The organism is Pedococcus sp. NPDC057267 (genome assembly GCF_042668795.1).
Classification (GTDB): domain Bacteria; phylum Actinomycetota; class Actinomycetes; order Actinomycetales; family Dermatophilaceae; genus Pedococcus.
Window position 1 is genome coordinate 1 of the sequence record NZ_JBHUYG010000097.1, and the last position, 16065, is coordinate 16065.

General features: G+C 72.3%; 11 protein-coding genes. 5 read left to right on the forward strand and 6 right to left on the reverse strand.

What is annotated here, in order from left to right; genetic code table 11:
• Nucleotides 1-34: 34 nt before the first annotated feature.
• Together rpsI and rplM are read right to left on the reverse strand one after the other, a co-directional pair.
• Nucleotides 35-538: a 30S ribosomal protein S9 gene (rpsI, locus tag ACFUC1_RS17125; RefSeq protein WP_379121940.1), complete on the reverse strand. Its 504-nt coding sequence runs from the start codon at nt 536-538 to the stop codon at nt 35-37.
• Between the two features lie 8 nt (nt 539-546).
• Nucleotides 547-990 (reverse strand): 50S ribosomal protein L13, encoded by a 444-nt coding sequence (gene rplM / locus ACFUC1_RS17130; protein WP_316008191.1) that lies wholly within the window; start codon nt 988-990, stop codon nt 547-549.
• Nucleotides 991-1225: 235 nt separating this feature from the next.
• Between rplM and ACFUC1_RS17135 the strand changes: the two genes are divergently transcribed.
• Together ACFUC1_RS17135 and ACFUC1_RS17140 are read left to right on the forward strand one after the other, a co-directional pair.
• Complete coding sequence (locus ACFUC1_RS17135) at nt 1226-1846, forward strand: ArsR/SmtB family transcription factor (protein ID WP_379121942.1); 621 nt, start codon at nt 1226-1228, stop codon at nt 1844-1846.
• Nucleotides 1843-3126, forward strand: coding sequence for an MFS transporter (locus tag ACFUC1_RS17140; RefSeq protein WP_379121944.1), 1284 nt, complete (start codon nt 1843-1845; stop codon nt 3124-3126). The genes ACFUC1_RS17135 and ACFUC1_RS17140 overlap by 4 nt, the downstream gene beginning before the upstream one ends.
• A gap of 54 nt (nt 3127-3180) precedes the next feature.
• Here ACFUC1_RS17140 and ACFUC1_RS17145 read toward each other — a convergent pair whose 3' ends face one another.
• Nucleotides 3181-4437, reverse strand: coding sequence for an MFS transporter (locus ACFUC1_RS17145; RefSeq protein ID WP_379121946.1), 1257 nt, complete (start codon nt 4435-4437; stop codon nt 3181-3183).
• A gap of 88 nt (nt 4438-4525) precedes the next feature.
• Here ACFUC1_RS17145 and ACFUC1_RS17150 point away from each other — a divergent pair, with 88 nt between their 5' ends.
• Nucleotides 4526-5026, forward strand: a complete 501-nt coding sequence (locus ACFUC1_RS17150) for a MarR family winged helix-turn-helix transcriptional regulator (protein WP_379121948.1) — start codon at nt 4526-4528, stop codon at nt 5024-5026.
• A 146-nt stretch (nt 5027-5172) separates the two neighbouring features.
• Here ACFUC1_RS17150 and pulA read toward each other — a convergent pair whose 3' ends face one another.
• Together pulA and ACFUC1_RS17160 are read right to left on the reverse strand one after the other, a co-directional pair.
• Nucleotides 5173-10986, reverse strand: a complete 5814-nt coding sequence (gene pulA, locus ACFUC1_RS17155; protein WP_379121950.1) for a pullulanase-type alpha-1,6-glucosidase — start codon at nt 10984-10986, stop codon at nt 5173-5175.
• 159 nt (nt 10987-11145) lie between these two features.
• On the reverse strand, nt 11146-12828 hold the full coding sequence (locus ACFUC1_RS17160; protein ID WP_379121952.1) for an ABC-F family ATP-binding cassette domain-containing protein: 1683 nt from the start codon (nt 12826-12828) through the stop codon (nt 11146-11148).
• Nucleotides 12829-13032: 204 nt separating this feature from the next.
• On the opposite strand from ACFUC1_RS17160, the gene ACFUC1_RS17165 reads away from it, so the two are divergent.
• Nucleotides 13033-13926 carry a hypothetical protein gene (locus ACFUC1_RS17165; protein WP_379121954.1) on the forward strand — a complete coding sequence of 298 codons (894 nt, stop codon included), beginning with the start codon at nt 13033-13035 and terminating at the stop codon, nt 13924-13926.
• A gap of 19 nt (nt 13927-13945) precedes the next feature.
• Here ACFUC1_RS17165 and truA read toward each other — a convergent pair whose 3' ends face one another.
• Nucleotides 13946-14800: a tRNA pseudouridine(38-40) synthase TruA gene (truA, locus tag ACFUC1_RS17170; protein WP_379121956.1), complete on the reverse strand. Its 855-nt coding sequence runs from the start codon at nt 14798-14800 to the stop codon at nt 13946-13948.
• Nucleotides 14801-14848: 48 nt separating this feature from the next.
• Here truA and ACFUC1_RS17175 point away from each other — a divergent pair, with 48 nt between their 5' ends.
• Nucleotides 14849-16012, forward strand: coding sequence for an MFS transporter (locus tag ACFUC1_RS17175; protein ID WP_379121958.1), 1164 nt, complete (start codon nt 14849-14851; stop codon nt 16010-16012).
• Nucleotides 16013-16065 lie beyond the last annotated feature (53 nt).

Genomic DNA, 16065 nt, shown 5'->3' on the forward strand with positions numbered 1-16065 from the left:
TGTGGAGCCAAGCGGTGAGACGGCGCCAGCCGGATCAGCGCTTGGAGTACTGCGGGGCCTTGCGGGCCTTCTTGAGACCGGCCTTCTTGCGCTCCGGGACGCGGGCGTCGCGGGTGAGGAAGCCTGCCTCCTTCAGCGCCGGGCGGTTGAGCTCCTCGTCGACGCCGTTCAGCGAGCGCGCCACGCCGAGGCGGACGGCACCGGCCTGGCCCGAGGGGCCACCGCCGTGGACGCGCACCAGCACGTCGTACGCACCGTCGAGCTCGAGCACCTTGAGCGGCTCGTTGACGATCTGCTGGTGGACCTTGTTCGGGAAGTAGTCCTCGAGCGAGCGCCCGTTGATCTTCCACTCACCGGTGCCGGGGACGATGCGCACGCGGGCGATGGCCTGCTTGCGACGGCCGGTCGCACCGCCGGGGGCGGACGCGGACGGACGGCGGGTCGACTCGCCGGCGACGGGGCCCTCGGACTCGGAGGTGTACTCGGTCAGCTCGGGCTCGTCGCTCTCGAGGACCTGGTCGTTGATGTTCTCGGTCACGATGTTCCTTACTGGGAGACCTGGGAGATCTCGAACGGGACGGGCTTCTGGGCGGCGTGCGGGTGCTCGGCGCCGGCGTAGACCTTGAGCTTGGTCAGCTGCTGGCGGCCCAGGGTGGTCTTGGGGAGCATGCCGCGGACGGCCTTCTCGATCGCCTTCTCGGGGCTCTTGGCGAGCAGCTCGGTGTACGAGGTGCTCTTCAGGCCGCCCGGGAAGCCGGAGTGCCGGTAGGCCCGCTTCTGCTCCGCCTTGGCGCCGGTGAGGGCGACCTTGTCGGCGTTGATGATGATGACGAAGTCACCACCGTCGACGTGCGGGGCGAAGGTGGGCTTGTGCTTGCCGCGCAGCAGCGTCGCGGTCTGGGACGCGAGGCGGCCCAGCACGACGTCCGTGGCGTCGATGACGTGCCAGTTCCGAGTGACCTCGGCCGGCTTCGGGGTGAAGGTGCGCAAAGTTCTGTGCCTTTACAACGGTTCGGATGGTGCGTATGCCGTGGGCGCCCGAGGCGCTGGCGAGTCGCCCGCGAGGGCGCACGACACAACAGTCCTCAAGTTTAGGGGTGGGAGGGAGCAGGCCCAAATCGTCGGAGTGGGACCGGAAAACCACCCCTGACCTGCAGAGATGGCCGTCCACAGTCCATGTGCACACTTCTTGTGCAAACGGAGTGTGCAAAGGTATTATGCACACATGGCCTCCCCCACCCCCCGTGAGCACCTCGGCGACATGACCGGTCTGCGGCTGGACGCCGCGGCCGTCAAGGTCCTCGCCCACCCCCTGCGCGCCCGCCTCCTGAGCGCCCTGCGGGTGGGCGGCCCGGCGACGGCGACCGACCTCGCCACCCGGCTCGGCACCAACTCGGGCGCGACGTCCTACCACCTGCGCAAGCTGGAGTCCGTCGGGCTCGTCGAGGACAGCGGCGAGGGCGAGGGCAAGCGCCGCCTGTGGCGCGCGGCCACCGACTTCCACACCTGGGACCCCAGCGACTTCGAGGGCGACGAGGACTCCGAGACCGCGCTCAACTGGCTGGTCCGCGACTACCTGCGCCACTTCACCGAGCAGTTCGAGCGCTGGCTCGACGTCGAGGCCGACTGGCCGATGCCGTGGCGCGACGCCGCCGGCATGAGCGACTCGTTCATCGTTGCCACGGCCGAGCAGGTCGAGCAGCTCAAGGCCGAGCTCGACGAGCTGCTCGTCCGCTACCGCCGCGTGGGGCAGGGCAACCCGAACGCCCGCAGACTCGCCGTCTACAGCGCGCTCTACCCCCTCGACCTCGACCGCGCCCCGCGCGCCAGGGAGGACCGCTCATGACCACGACCCTCTCCCCCAGGAACGCCCGACGCGTCTTCCTCGTGCTGTCCACCACCCGCTGGCTGCCGGTGGGCTTCGTCGTCGGCCTGTTCGGCCTCATCGCCCGCGAGCGCGGGCTCTCGGTCGAGCAGATCACGCTCTACATGACCGCCCAGGGGATCATGGTCTTCCTGCTCGAGCTGCCGACGAGCGGTTTCGCCGACGTCCTCGGCCGCAAGCCGGTGCTGCTCGTGGCCGGCGTGGTGAACGTCGTCGCCGGCCTCGCCTACCTCTTCGCCCACTCGTTCTGGCAGTTCGCCCTGGCAGCGGGTCTCATGGGCGTCTACCGCGCGCTGGACTCCGGCCCGCTCGAGGCCTGGTACGTCGACACCGTCCACGACCGGGAGCCCGGCGCCGACGTCCACCGCGCCATGTCGGCGCAGGGGGTCCTCGTCGGTGTCGGCCTCGGCGGGGGCGCCCTGGTGTCCGGCGGGCTCGTGGCGTGGCACCCCTTCCACGGGTCGAGTGCCCTGCTGCTGCCGATCCAGGTCTTCGTGACCCTGTGCGTCGTCCACCTGGTGGCGACGGCCGTGCTCCTGCGCGAGACGCCCCGCGGCGACGCCCGGCTCCGGGCCCGGCTCGGCGCGTCCGTGCGCGAGACACCGATGGTGGTCCGCGACGGGTTGCGCCTGCTGGGCCGCAACCGCGCACTGCTCGGCCTTGTGCTCGTCGAGGTCTTCTGGGTGACCGGCATGACCGCCTACGAGACCTTCATGCCGCTGCGCCTGTCCGAGCTGCTCGGGTCGGAGGCCCGCGCGGGCGCGTGGATGGGGCCGGCGGCAGCCGGCGGCTGGGCGCTGTTCTCCCTGGGCTCGTGGCTCGGCGGCCGCGCGGCCGACCGCCTGGGCCTGCTGCCGGCGGCGGCCCTGGGGCGCGTCCTCAACGGACTCGGCGCCCTGTGCATGGGGCTGGTGTTCGGACCGGTCGCCCTCGTGGCGGCCTACCTCGTGACGTACACGCTCCACGGCGCGGCGAGCCCCGCCTACTCCGGGCTGCTGCACCGCGAGGCGAGCTCGCGCAACCGCGCGACCATCCTGTCGATGAGCTCGCTGGCGATGCAGGCCGGTGGCGCCGTCGCCGGGCCACTCCTGGGCGTGCTCGCCGCCCACACCTCCATCGCGACGGCAATGATCGTCGCCGGTGCGGTCAGCACGCTGGGCGTCGTCTGCTTCCTGCCCGCCTGGCGCCGGTCCCGACGGGTCGACGTCGAGGACACCGCGGCCGTTCCGTCCCGGGCCTGACAGCCCTCGACCCGGGTTCCCCGACCCGGGTTCCCCGGCCCGCCCGTCGGCGGCTCAGGCCCGGACGGGCGTGACGACGTCGTCCGGGACGGGCCGCGGCTGCGCGGCAACCGCGACGGCGCCGCCCCGACGGAGGTCGCGGGAGCTGCGAACGAGCACCGGCGCCAGGGAGGCGACGGCCATGACGACGGCCGCCGCCGCGATGACGCGGCCGGTGCCGAATGCGTGCGCGAGGGGGCCTGCGAGCGCGTTGCCCGCCGGGATGGCCACGAACGACGTGAGGATGTCCCACGACGACACCCGTGCCAGCACGGCGTGCGGGACTCCGTCCTGCAGGGCCGTGTCCCAGCAGACCGAGAAGTACATGAGGCCGCCGAAGGCCACCACGGCCGCGCCGAGCACCACCGGAAGCGTGCCCGGCCAGGCGAAGGCCGCGGCATACAACGCCATCAGCGCCACGCACGGCCAGCCCACGAGGAGCGGGCGGCTCGGGTGCACCCGCAGGGCGAGGAGGCCGCCGAGTAGGCCGCCCAGCCCGGCCGCGGCCGAGATCCAGCCGAGCGCGGTGGGCCCGCCGAGGTCCCGGACGGCGATGACGTCGACGAGGACGGTGACCGCACCGAAGGCGGCGTGGTACGCCGTCGCGGCGAGCAGGCCCGCCAGCAGCCACCCCCGGCTCCTCACCTCGCGCCAGCCCTCCCCCAGCTCGGCCACCATGCCGGTGCGCTCCGCCCGCGGGGCGTCCACGCGGATGGCGGCGACCGTCGCGGCCGAGCACAGGAAGGAGGCGGCGTTGACCGCGAAGGCCCACGGGGCGCCCGCCCAGGCCACGAACACGCCCGCGGCGGCCGGACCGGCGATGAACGCGGCGTTCTGGAGGACGTTCAGCGTCGCGTTGGCCGCGTGGCGCCGCTCGACGGTCACCAGCAGCGGGCGCAACGAGACGAAGGCCGGCCCGAAGAACGCGGCGGCTCCCCCGGTGACCGCGGCGAGCGCGCACAGGAGGACCGCGCTGTCCTGCCCCGTGGCGAAGTAGGCCGCCGTGCCCAACGTGCTCGCCGCCCGGACGAGGTCGCTGACGACCATGATCCGACCGGGGGCGAGCCGGTCGGCAAGGACCCCCGCCAGCAGGGTGCAGGCGAGCCGCGCCGCCATGGTCACCGCGAGGACCAGCCCCAGCCTGCCCGCTCCCCCGCCGCCCGCCACGACGGCGACCGCCAGGGCGATGGGGCCGAACGCGTCGCCGAACCACGACAGCCCCTGACCCGTGGCGAGGAGGCGGAACCCGGTAGGAGGCGGAGAGCTGCTCATGCCGACGATAGTAGTTAGACATCTGACTATCTGCAATCAAATTATCCGGCGGTATGCAGGTCCCGCCGTGCGCTGGCAGACTGGGGCCGTGGGTGAGCAGGAGCGCGACTGGGTGGACCAGCACGTCGACCGCTGGCGGACGACGTTCGAGGGGTTCGACCCGGAGGTCGAGGGCGTGATGGTGCGCATCGGGGCCATCAACCGGCACGTCAAGGGTGCCAACACGGCGGCCTTCGAGGAGCTCGGTGTGGGCCAGCCGGAGTACGACACCCTCCACACGCTGCTCATCCAGCCCGAGCCCAACGAGGCGACCCCGGCGCAGCTCGCCGAGGCGTGCCACGTCACCCGCGCCGCGATGACGTCGCGGCTGGACCGGCTCGCTGACCTCGGTTACGTCACCCGCGAGAGCGACCCGCTCGACCGCCGCCGGATCATCGTCCGCCCGACCCGGGCCGGGCGGGACATCTGGAAACGGGCCCTCGAGCTCGCGGTCGTCAGCGAGAAGAGGACCCTCGAGGTGCTGAACCAGGAGGAGATGGTCGAGCTGAACTCTTTGCTGCGCAAGGTCGTTCGCGGCCTGCAGCGCTGACAGGCCTCGCGTCGGGGCCGTTGGCGCCAGCCCGGACGCCCACGGGCGGCGGTACCCCGCCTCAGCGGGCGTTGGCCGGACACACGTGTGCGGCGCGACCCGCAGGCCGCGCCGCACACCTCCCCTGGTCCCGCGCCGGGAGGAGGTCAGCGCTGGACGAACACCGCCACGGTCCGCGGGGGCACGGTGGCCGTCCCGCTGGTGGCGTCCCACGTGGCCGTCTTCACGACCGGGTCGGACCCGCCGGCCTGCACGGGCGACAGCGCGAGCGAGGCCCCGGCCAGGCCGGGCACCTTCTGCGCCACCGCGTCGGGCGAGGCGTTGAAGACGACGACCAGCCCGCGCAGCGACGGGTCCGCGTCCGCTCCCTTCGTGTCGTCCACCCGCATCGCGATCACGCCGGGGTGGGCGTCGGCGGTCCCGCTGGCCGGGAACGACACCTTGGCGTCGATCGCGTCGGCGGTCCCGAGGCGGAAGAGCGGCGTGGAGAACCGCAGCCGCAGCAGGTCCTGCGCAGCGGCGCTCGCGTCCTGCACCTGGGCTGACGTCGGCTTCAGCGCCGGGTTGGCCAGCAGCGGCTTCTGGTACGGCCACTTCGACTCGTTGTCGCCCTTGAGCGGCAGGCCGTGGCCGAAGCCGTTGTCGGCGCCGGTCCAGTCGAGGGTGTTGAACCAGTCGCCGCTGTCGTAGCTGTTGCGGTCCAGCGACTTGCTGCGCAGGAGGTCCGCGCCCGCGTGCCAGAACGACGGCGTCTGCGACAGCGCCGTGGTGGCCAGCGACAGCGTGTTCATCCGCACGCGGTCGGCCATCGAGGTCGCCACCGGCAGCTTGTACGTCAGGCTGTCGAAGAGCGTCTCGTTGTCGTGCGCGTCGACGTAGGAGATGACCTCGTCGGGCTGGTCGGCGTAGCCGGCCGGCGACCCGTTGTAGTCGACGTCCTTGCCCTGGGCCACCTGCCCGGAACCGTTGAGCCGGAACGAGAACGAGCGCAGGTTGCCCGCCAGCCCGAGCTCCACCAGGTCGGTGTCGTGCTTGAGCCGGGTCGCGGCGTCGGGGTTCGCGACCGCGTCGCCGTTGGGGTCGGTCGCCTCCCCGCTGCCGAAGCCCTGGGTCCGCGGGTCCTGGTCGAACGGCCCGCCACCGCGCACCGCGTCCCGCAGGCGGTCCGAGAACGTGCCGATGTGCGTGCCGCCGAGCTGGCCCTGCGTGGCCTGCTCGAACCGGGCGTTGTTGGCGACCTCGCCGAAGTTCCAGCCCTCGCCGTACAGGTAGATGCTCTTGCCGTCGACACCGTCCCTGGCCAGCGTCAGCCGGTCCAGGGCTGCCCGGACGGCGAGCATGTTGGCCTTGGAGTGGTGGCCCATGAGGTCGAACCGGAAGCCGTCGACCTTGTACTGCTTGGCCCACAGCACGACCGAGTCGACCATGACCTTCTGCGCCATCGCGTGCTCGGTCGCGACGTTCTGGCAGCAGGTGGACGTCTCGACGCCACCGGTGGCGTTGAGACGCTGGTAGTAACCGGGGACGACCTTGTCCAGGACGCTGGTCGGAGCCTGCCCGGAGGCGGGGGTGTGGTTGTAGACCTGGTCGAGGACGACCCGCAGCCCGTCGCGGTGCAGGGCACCCACCATGGTGCGGAACTCAGCGACCCGCGACCCGCCGTCGGCCTTGGCCGGCGTCGACGTGTACGAGCCCTCGGGGGCCATCCAGTGCCACGGGTCGTAGCCCCAGTTGAAGGCGTCCTTGGCGCGCGCGGCGTCGACGCAGGCCTGCTGCTTGTCGCTGTCGGGCGCTGCCGAGCGGAAGTCGGCACAGCCCGGCTGGTCCTCGGGACGCTGCTGCTGCGCCGGGTCCTCCGGGATCGAGGCGATGTCGAACGTCGGCAGCAGGTGCACGGTGTTGAGCCCGGCCGCGGCGAGCGCCCTGAGGTGCTTGGTGCCGTTGCCGTTCTCCGCGAACGCGAGGTAGGAGCCGCGGTTCTGCGCGCTGACCGAGGAGTCGCCGACCGAGAAGTCGCGCACCTGCAGCTCGTAGATCGTGGAGTCCACGTCCTGCTTGAGCGGCGGCGACTTCGTGGTGGCCCAGGCGGCCGGCCGGTATGCCGGGTCGGCCAGGTCGACCGCGACCGATCTGGTCGAGTCGAGCGTCAGCGCCACCGAGTACGGGTCGGTCACGGCGGTGGTCTCGACCTTGCCGGTCGTCGGCACCCAGACGGTGACGTCGTACAGGTACCGGGCGTTCTTCGCCCCGGCGCTCGCCGACCACGACCCGTCGTCGGAGCGCTTCATCGGCGTCCGCGTCGCCGCGCTCACCGGCGCGTCGGGCGGCGAGCCCGGGGCCCACGTCAGCAGGTCGACCTGGTGCGCCGTGGGCGCCCACACGCGGTAGCTGGGCCGGCTGCCACGGAAGGTGACGCCGTAGGCGCCCTTGGCGGCGTCCGCGGCATACACGTCGTCGAGGACGTAGGCCGTCTGCACGCCGGTGGCGTCGAGGAGGCGGTGCATGGTGTCGAACTCACCGATGGCGACCTGCCCGCGCAGGATGTCGGGCACCTGCTTGGCAGTCCGCTTGTCCAGCCTCAGGGCGAGGTAGCCCTTGAGCTCGGGGTGGGCGGCGACGACCGAGGCGGGCAGGCCGGCCGGGTCGTAGGTCAGCGGGGCCGACGAGCCACCCGTGAGCGCCTCGGCGTCGACGGCCAGGCCACCGTCCTTCGCCCAGGCGAGGTCCCACTTGAGCAGGGCGGGCTCGGCGCCGTCCGGCACCATCGAGGCCGGCCAGGCCACGAGGTCACGGCTGACCCAGATGGCCCGCTGCTTGGTGAGGTCCGGGGCCGTTCCGGCTCGGACGACGCTCGTGGTGATCGCGTGGGTGGTGCTGTTGAAGGAGATCGTGACGAGCATGCCGTCGTTCGGCACGGTGAGGCTGACGTTCGAACCGCCCGGGGCACCGCCGGCGCCGTAGTTGGTGTCCCAGCTGAGACCCTGGGCCACCTTGAACTCGTAGGTGCCGGCAGGGATCTGGGTCGTGGAGAAGGTGTAGGTCCCGTCCCCGTCGGGGTCCTCCAGCCACGGCTTCATGCAGTCGGGCGACCAGTCGGCGCAGCCGCTGATCTTGCTCTGGAAGCTGCCCGGGGCCGTGTAGATCGGGCCCTGCGCGTCGGAGGTGACCCAGTGGGTGGCGTGGTCGTAGTAGAAGCTCACGGGTCCCGTGGCGGGTGTCTTGTACGAGATGTTGTCGCCGTTGGGTCGCGCGCCCGCTCCGTAGTTCTCGTCCCACTTGCGGTTGATCGCCGCCTTGTAGGCGAAGGGGGTGCTCGGCGGGAGGTCGGTGTAGTGGCCCTTCCAGACCTGGTCCCTGGGGTCGAGCGCGAGCTGGGCCTGCGGGCAGTCGGGCGCCCAGTCGGCGGAGCAGCCCATCTCGCTGTTGTGGTCGCCGGGGACGCTCACCGCGTCGGGCTGCGTGACCGGCCCCACGCCACCGGTGCTGCCACCGCCGGCCGTGGGGGCGTCGCCCACGACGCCGTAGGACGAGGTGGCCGAGACGTGGCCGGCGCTGTCCTTGGCGATGGCGCGGTACTCCAGCAGGGTGCCCTTGGCGATCCCGGACACGTCGTGGAAGACGCGGTACGGGGCGTTGTCGTCGGTGCCGAGCGTCGTCCAGGCGCTGGTGCCGACCGGGCGGTACGCGAAGGTCACCTGCGCGAAGGTGTTGCTGGGGATGGCGGCACCGATCTCGGCGCGGCCCCCGACGACGCCACCGGCGCTGGGCGAGGTGAGGTAGAGCGGCGGCGCCGAGCGCGGCTCGTCCATGGGCGTCATGGCCTTCCAGACCGACACCGACTGCGCGGGCAGGGTGACGGTCAGGCGTCCGTCCTTGGCCGACCGCACGGCCGACGTGGTGCCGTAGACCGGCGCGAAGCCCTGGTTGTGCCCGTAGGTCGCGAAGGTCGCCGACTTGGGGGTGGAGGCGTTGTTGAGCGCGACGACGTACTCGGTCCGCCTGGCCTTGTCGATCCGGGAGAAGGCGAAGATGCCCGCCGAGCTGCTGGCGTACCGGTGCACCTGCGCACCGTCGGCGAGGGCCGGGTTGGCCGCTCGCACCGCGGCGAGCTCCTTGATGCGGCGGTACAGCGGCGCGTTGGTGTTGTACCGGTCCTTGGCACCGGACGTGTCGCCGAGCACCTGCTCGGTGGCGTACGACGGCGTCTGCGTGGCGAACATGTCCTGGCGGGCGGCCTTGTCGCCGCCGGAGCCCATGAAGCCCTGCTCGTCGCCGTAGTAGGTGATCGGCTGGCCGCGGGTGAGGTACATCAGCGAGTCGGCGAGCTCGACCCGGCGCAGCAGGTCGGCGTCGTTCGCGCTGGCGCCCTTGAGCATCATCGCGACGCGGCCCATGTCGTGGTTGCCGAGGAAGGTCGGCAGCTCATAGGCGTTGGAGTCGGTGTCGGTGTAGTAGTCGTCGTCGGCGTACAGGTCGCGCAGGTCGGTGCCGGACTTGCCCTGCACCCAGTTGACGGCCTGCTGCTGGAACCCGAAGTCGAGCGTCGCGGGCAGCTTGCCCGTGGTCGTGTACTGGCTCATGAACGACGGCCGCGCGTCGTACACCTCGCCGAACATGAAGAAGTCGTTGTTGCCGTCGTGCCGCGCCTGCTGGAGCATCGCCGGGCCGAAGCTCTGCCAGAACTCCATGTTGACGTGCTTGACGGTGTCGATGCGGAACCCGTCGACGCCGAAGTCGACCCAGGACTTGTAGATGTCCTCCATGCCCTGCTGGACGTTCAGCTTCTCGGTGAACAGGTCGTCGAGCCCCACGAAGTCGCCGTACTCGGCCGACTCGCCGGCGAAGGTCGAGTCACCGCGGTTGTGGTAGTTCGTGACGTCGTTCAGCCACGACGGCACCTTGACCGTCGCGTCGGCCGGGGTGTTGAAGTACGGCGTGTAGGGGAACGACGTCGCCGGGTCCATCGCCGGGAAGCCGGGCTTGCCGGCATACGTCTTGTCGTCGAAGACGTTGCCCTGGGCGTCCTTGTAGGGGTAGGCGGTCTTGTCGCGGTAGGTGTACTGCCCCTCCTTGTAGTTGATGACGTCCGCGGTGTGGTTGGTGATGATGTCGAAGAAGACCTTCATGCCCTTGGCGTGGGCCTTGGCGATGAGTGCCTTGAGGTCGGCGTTGGTGCCGAGGTGCGGGTCGACCTGGGTGAAGTCCGTGATCCAGTAGCCGTGGTAGCCCGCGCTGTCGTTGGGCGGCGTGCCCTGCACGGGCCGGTTCTTGAACGACGGGGTCAGCCAGATCGCCGTCGTGCCGAGGCCCTTGATGTAGTCGAGCTTGGACTCGATGCCCTTGAGGTCGCCGCCGTGGTAGTAGCCGCTGTTGGTCGGGTCGAAGCCGGTGACGGACTTGTCACCGGTGAGGCCGCCCCGGTCGTTCGACGGGTCGCCGTTGGCGAACCGGTCGGTCATGACGAAGTAGTAGCGCTCCTTGGTCAGCCCGGCGCGCAGCGAGTCGCCCGCCATCGCCTTGTCCTGCGCGCCCACCCCACCGGCGAGGTCGAGCGGCCGGATCCCCAGCTGGTGGGTCACGTCGTCGTAGGAGAACTCGAGCCTGGCCGGGCCCTTGAGGACGAGCGGGATGTTCGCCCCGTCCTTCGCGCCGCCGGCACCGTAGTTCTCCGACCAGGAGTGGTCGATGACGACCTTGAGCTCGTAGGAGCCGGCCGGCACGGTGAAGGTGCGGGTGTACGTCGTCCCGCCCCCCACCTGGGTGAGGTCGGTGGCCGTGCAGTCGGCCTGCCAGTCGGCCGAGCAGCCGAGCTCGGACTGCAGGGACCCCGCCAGGGTGGCGGTGCGGGGAGCCGCGGCCGCGGCCGAGGCGGGCAGGGCGGCGGCGAGGGGGACCGCCGCTCCCGAGACTACGACTGCCGCACCGGCGAGGGCGGCGAGGAGGCGGCGGCGTGCAGCCATGACAGCTCCTTTGCTGCGAGGGGGGACGCTGCACCCTAGAACCGGGCAGATCGGACCCGCCATAGCCGGGTGCAACTTTCCGCAAGAAATTGCGAAGTCTTGACCTTCGCAGGTCAGCGGGCCGGGCAGCCGGCCGTCAGCGCGCCGGGCAGCCGGCCGTCAGCGGGCCCGCACCACTCGGCCCTCGTCCCACACCGGGCCGTCCGACTCGAACACCCGGCCGTCCTGGCCGAAGACGAGGAACCGGTCGAACCCGCGCGCGAACCAGCGGTCGTGGGTGACGGCCAGGACGGTGCCCTCGAATGCCGCGAGCCCTTCCTCCAGCGCCTCCGCCGAGTGCAGGTCGAGGTTGTCGGTCGGCTCGTCGAGCAGCAGGCAGGTGGCCCCCGAGAGCTCGAGCAGCAGGATCTGGAACCGCGCCTGCTGGCCGCCGGAGAGCGAGTCGAAGGTCTGCTCCGAGGCCCGGGCCAGCCCGTACCGGTCGAGCACCCTGGCCGCGTCCTCGCGCGGTCGCCCGGCCCGGTGCTCGTCCCCGCGGTGCAGGATCTCGAGCAGGGTGCGGCCCGCGAGTGCCGGCTGCTCGTGGGTCTGGGCGAACCACCCCGGCCGCACCCGCGACCCCAGCCGCAGCCGGCCGGTGTGTGCCACGGGTGCCGGTCGGACGTCGCCCACGGGCTGGTGCTCCAGGTCCGGGTCCGAGCCCCCGGCCGCCACGAGCCGCAGGAAGTGGGACTTGCCCGAGCCGTTGCTGCCGAGGACCGCGACCCGCTCACCGAACCAGACCTCGAGGTCGAACGGCCGCATCAGGCCGGTCAGCTCCAGCCCCTCCGCGACGACGGCACGCTTGGCCGTCCGTCCGCCGGTGAGCCGCATCCGGACGTTCTGCCGCTGGGGCACGGCCTCGGGCGGTCCGGCCTCCTCGAACCGGCGCAGCCGCGTCTCTGCCGCCTGCAGCTTGGGGGCCATGTCGGAGTTGTAGGCGGCCTTCTGCCGGTACATGACGACGAGCGCCTTGAGCTTGGCCTGCTCCTCGTCCCAGCGCCGCCGCAGCTCCTCGAGCTTGGCGTTCCGGTCCTCGCGCGCCTGGTGGTAGGTCGAGAAGCGTCCCGGGTGGACCCACAGCGTCGAGCCGGCAGCGCCCGGCTCCAGCGTCGCGATCCGCGTCGCCACGCGGTCGAGCAGCTCGCGGTCGTGGCTGACGAACAGGACGGTCTTGGGCGAGGCGACGAGCTGTTCCTCGAGCCAGCGCTTGGCGGGGACGTCGAGGTAGTTGTCCGGCTCGTCGAGCAGGAGCACCTCCTCCGGCCCGCGCAGCAGCGCCTCGAGGACGACCCGTTTCTGCTCACCGCCCGACAGCGTCGCGACCCTGCGCCACTGGGCCTGCTCGAACGGGATGCCGAGCGCCGCGACCGTGCAGACGTCCCACAGCGTCTCGTACTCGTACCCACCGACGTCCGCCCAGTCGACCAGCGCCTGCGCGTAGGCCAGCTGGTCGGCCTCGCTGTCCCGCTCCATCATGAGCAGCTCGGTGCGGTCGATCTCGGCAGCGGCCCGGCGCACCGGCTCGGGCGCCACGGAGACGAGCAGGTCACGGACGGTCGAGTCGTCGCGGACCGACCCGATGAACTGGCGCATGACCCCGAGCCCGCCGGACCGGGTCACCGCCCCCTCGTGCGGCGCCAGGTCGCCGGCGACGATCCGGCCGAGCGTCGTCTTGCCCGTCCCGTTGGGGCCGATGAGCGCCACCTTGGCGCCTTCGCCGACCCGCAGGGACACCTCGGCCAGCAGGGGCCTGCCGTCGGGCAGGACGAAGCCGACGCTGTTGATGTCGACGTGGCCCACAGGCAGCAATGGTCCGGCACCACGCGACCGCCCGTCACCCTCTTTTCGCGACCCCGCCTCGGCCGAACGGTCGAGAAGTAGGTAAAGGCTTGTCCAAGTCGGCGGGGGGCACTGTCACGGACTACCGACAATGGATGCAGTCCGCAACGAAACGGCCGCCAACGGACGCAACCGGCCACAAGCGCCGAAGGGGGAAGCACCACCGTGACGCACAGCCTGCGCCTGACCCACCTCGTGGTTAGGGTCGCCGTCGTGGCTCTGCTCGCGATCACCGCCATCGGGGCCACCGCCGCCCTGCGGGCCGAAGCCGTGGTCGAGCAGGTCCCGCCGGGCGCCGCGCGCGCGATGTGGGTGTGGGACACGAGCAACCCCCAGGCCGTGGTCGACCTCGCGGTCGCCCGTGGCATCGGACAGCTGTATGCCGCGGTGCCGCCGAACGTGGGCAGCTCGCCGCAGCTGGCCCAGCTCACGCAGCTCAGCACGCTGGCCCGCCAGAAGGGCCTGCGCATCGACGCCCTCGGCGGGGACCCTGGCTGGGTGGACGACCCCACCTGGGTCGTCGACAACTGGCTCCGGCCCGCGATCGCGACCCACCTGTTCAGCGGGGTCCACGTCGACATCGAGCCCTACGCCACCCCGGCCTGGCAGACCAGTCGCTCCACCGTGGTCCGCAAGTACCTGTCCACGCTCGACACCCTCGTCAAGGCCGCCGGGACGGTGCCCCTGGAGGCAGACATCCCGTTCTGGCTCGACGAGGTCCCTGCCGGGAAGTCGACCCTCGACCGCGAGGTCATGCGCCGCACCAAGGGCGTCACCGTCATGGCCTACCGCAACACCGCAGCGGGTCCCGACGGCACGATCGCCCTCTCCGCCAAGGCGGTCGAGGCCGGCACCGCGCTCGGCGTGCCGGTGCGGATCGGCCAGGAGACCGACGACCTCGGCACCGACCCCGTCGAGGTGAAGCAGACGTTCCACGGCTTCACGGTCGCGCAGATGGAGGTGCAGCTCGACCAGGTCGTCGCTGCCGACAGCTCCTCCCCCTCCTTCGCGGGGCTGGCGATCCACAGCGCGGCGGGCTACGCCGCGATGACGCCCTGACGCACCGGCGCCCGGGCGCTCACTCCAGCGTCCGGACCGACCGGGCCTCCTGCGCCCGCGCCGCGAGCAGTCCGTCCTCGGGGTAGACGACCTCCTCGAGCGAGAGGCCGTGGGGCGGCATGACGACGACCCCCGGGTCCCGCTGCGCAGCCCGCAGCACCTCGGCCGGCCACTGCACCGGACGACGCCCCTCCCCCACCGGGACCACGGCCCCGACGAGCGAGCGGACCATCGAGTGGCAGAACGCGTCGGCCACGACGCGCGCCTCCAGCACGCCGTCGGGGCCACGCTCCCACCCGTAGTCGAGCAGCGTCCGGACCGTCGTCGCCCCCTCCCGGCGCTTGCAGAAGGCGGCGAAGTCGTGCAGCCCGACCAGCGACCGGGCGGCCTCGTCGAGCAGCCCCTCGTCGAGCGGGCGCTTGGTGACGACGGTGTCCCTGCGCCGCAGGGGGTCCACCGCCTCCGGGCGGTCGCACAGCCGGTACCGGTAGCGGCGGCGCAGGGCGGAGAACCGGGCGTCGAAGCCCGCCGGGGCGACGGCCACGGCCCGCACCACGACGTCGGGCGGCAGGATGCCGCGCAGCCGGGTCAGGGCAGCCGCCTCCGGCGAGCGGTCCGAACGCCCCGGCAGCGCCGCCCACGCCTCCGGGTCCGGGTCGAGGTGCACGACCTGCCCCCGCGCGTGCACCCCTGCGTCGGTGCGGCCGGCGACGACGAGCCGGACGGGCTCGGTCACGCGCAGCAGGGTGCCGAGGGCCGCCGACAGCTCGCCCTCCACCGTGCGCAGCCCGGGCTGGGTCGCCCACCCGGAGAAGTCGGTCCCGTCGTAGGAGACGTCGAGGCGCACGCGCAGGGGCGGCGACGCGGTCGACATGGTGGCGAGCCTACCGACGGCCCGCGCGCGCTCTGCCACAGTGGGCCCGTGACCGGCACGGACCTCGAACGCACCCCGCTGTCCACCCATCGCCGCGCGGTGGCGGCCGCCTTCGGCGCCCAGGGGCTGCTGTTCATCTCGCTCACCACCCGGCTGCCGCGGTTCCAGGACCAGTGGGGGCTCACCGAGCTCGCGGTCTCGGGCCTGCTGCTCATGGTGGTCCTGCTCGCGGGCCTCGGCTCGGTGCTGGCCGAGCTCGGGGCCAAGCGCGCCGGCAGCGCCACGGTGCTGCGCGGCGCGCTCGTCCTCGCAGGTCTCGGCCTCGCCGTGGTGGCGCTCGCCCCGGCCGAGCCCGTCTTCGTGGCCGGCCTCGCGGCATACGGCCTCGCGCTGGGCTCGATCGACGCCACGACGAACATGCAGGCGGTGGCGCTCGAGCACCGCTACGGCCGCACGATCCTGCCGACCTTCCACGGCGCGTGGACCCTGGGCGGCATCGCCGCCACCCTCGTGGCCATCGCGGTCAGCGGTGTCGGCATCACGGTCGGGCTGCTGCCGCTCGCGGCGCTCGGCGTGCTCGCCGCTGCCGCGCCGTTCCTGCCGCACGACGTCACCCCCGTCGAGCCGGCAGCGTCGGGGTCGGTGCCGTGGCGGCGCATCCTGCTGCTCGGGGCGGCGATGGTGCTCTTCTACATGGTCGACACCGCCGCCACGACGTGGGGCCCGGTCTTCCTGCACTCGGCGCACGACGCCCCGGACTGGCTGCTGCCCCTGGCGACGCTGCCCTACCTCGTCGCGAGCGGGGCGTCCCGGCTCGGCGGCGATGCGGCCGTGGCGCGCTGGGGCTCGGTCCCCCTCCTGCGGGCCGGCGCCGTGGTGGCGGCGCTCGCGCTCGCCGTCATCGTCTTCTCCCCCACGTGGGCCGTCGCGGTGCTCGGCTTCACGGTGCTCGGCGGGTCGGTCGCGGTCATCGCGCCGCTGAGCTTCTCCGCCGCGGCCGCGGTCGCCGGCAGCGGGCTCGACCCCGAGGCGCGGCGGGCCCGCGTGGACGCGGTCATCGCCCGGTTCAACCAGTTCAACTACGTGGGCGGCCTGCTCGGGGCGGTGCTCACCGGGGCGGTGGGCGCCGGCTCGCTGCGGATCGGGTTCGCCGTGCCGATGGTGCTGGTGCTGCTGATCCTCCCGCTCGCGGGCGCCTTCCGCGACGCCTGACCGCCGGGGCCCCGGGCAGGACCGCTGGGAACGCGGAACGGGCCGCCCACCCC

Coding starts and splice junctions, on each gene's coding strand:
- ACFUC1_RS17135 (WP_379121942.1), top strand. CDS start 1,226: ATGGCCTCCCCCACCCCCCGTGAGCACCTCGGCGACATGACCGGTCTG.
- ACFUC1_RS17140 (WP_379121944.1), top strand. CDS start 1,843: ATGACCACGACCCTCTCCCCCAGGAACGCCCGACGCGTCTTCCTCGTG.
- ACFUC1_RS17145 (WP_379121946.1), bottom strand. CDS start 4,437: ATGAGCAGCTCTCCGCCTCCTACCGGGTTCCGCCTCCTCGCCACGGGT.
- pulA (WP_379121950.1), bottom strand. CDS start 10,986: ATGGCTGCACGCCGCCGCCTCCTCGCCGCCCTCGCCGGTGCGGCAGTC.
- truA (WP_379121956.1), bottom strand. CDS start 14,800: ATGTCGACCGCGTCGCCGCCCCTGCGCGTGCGCCTCGACGTCTCCTAC.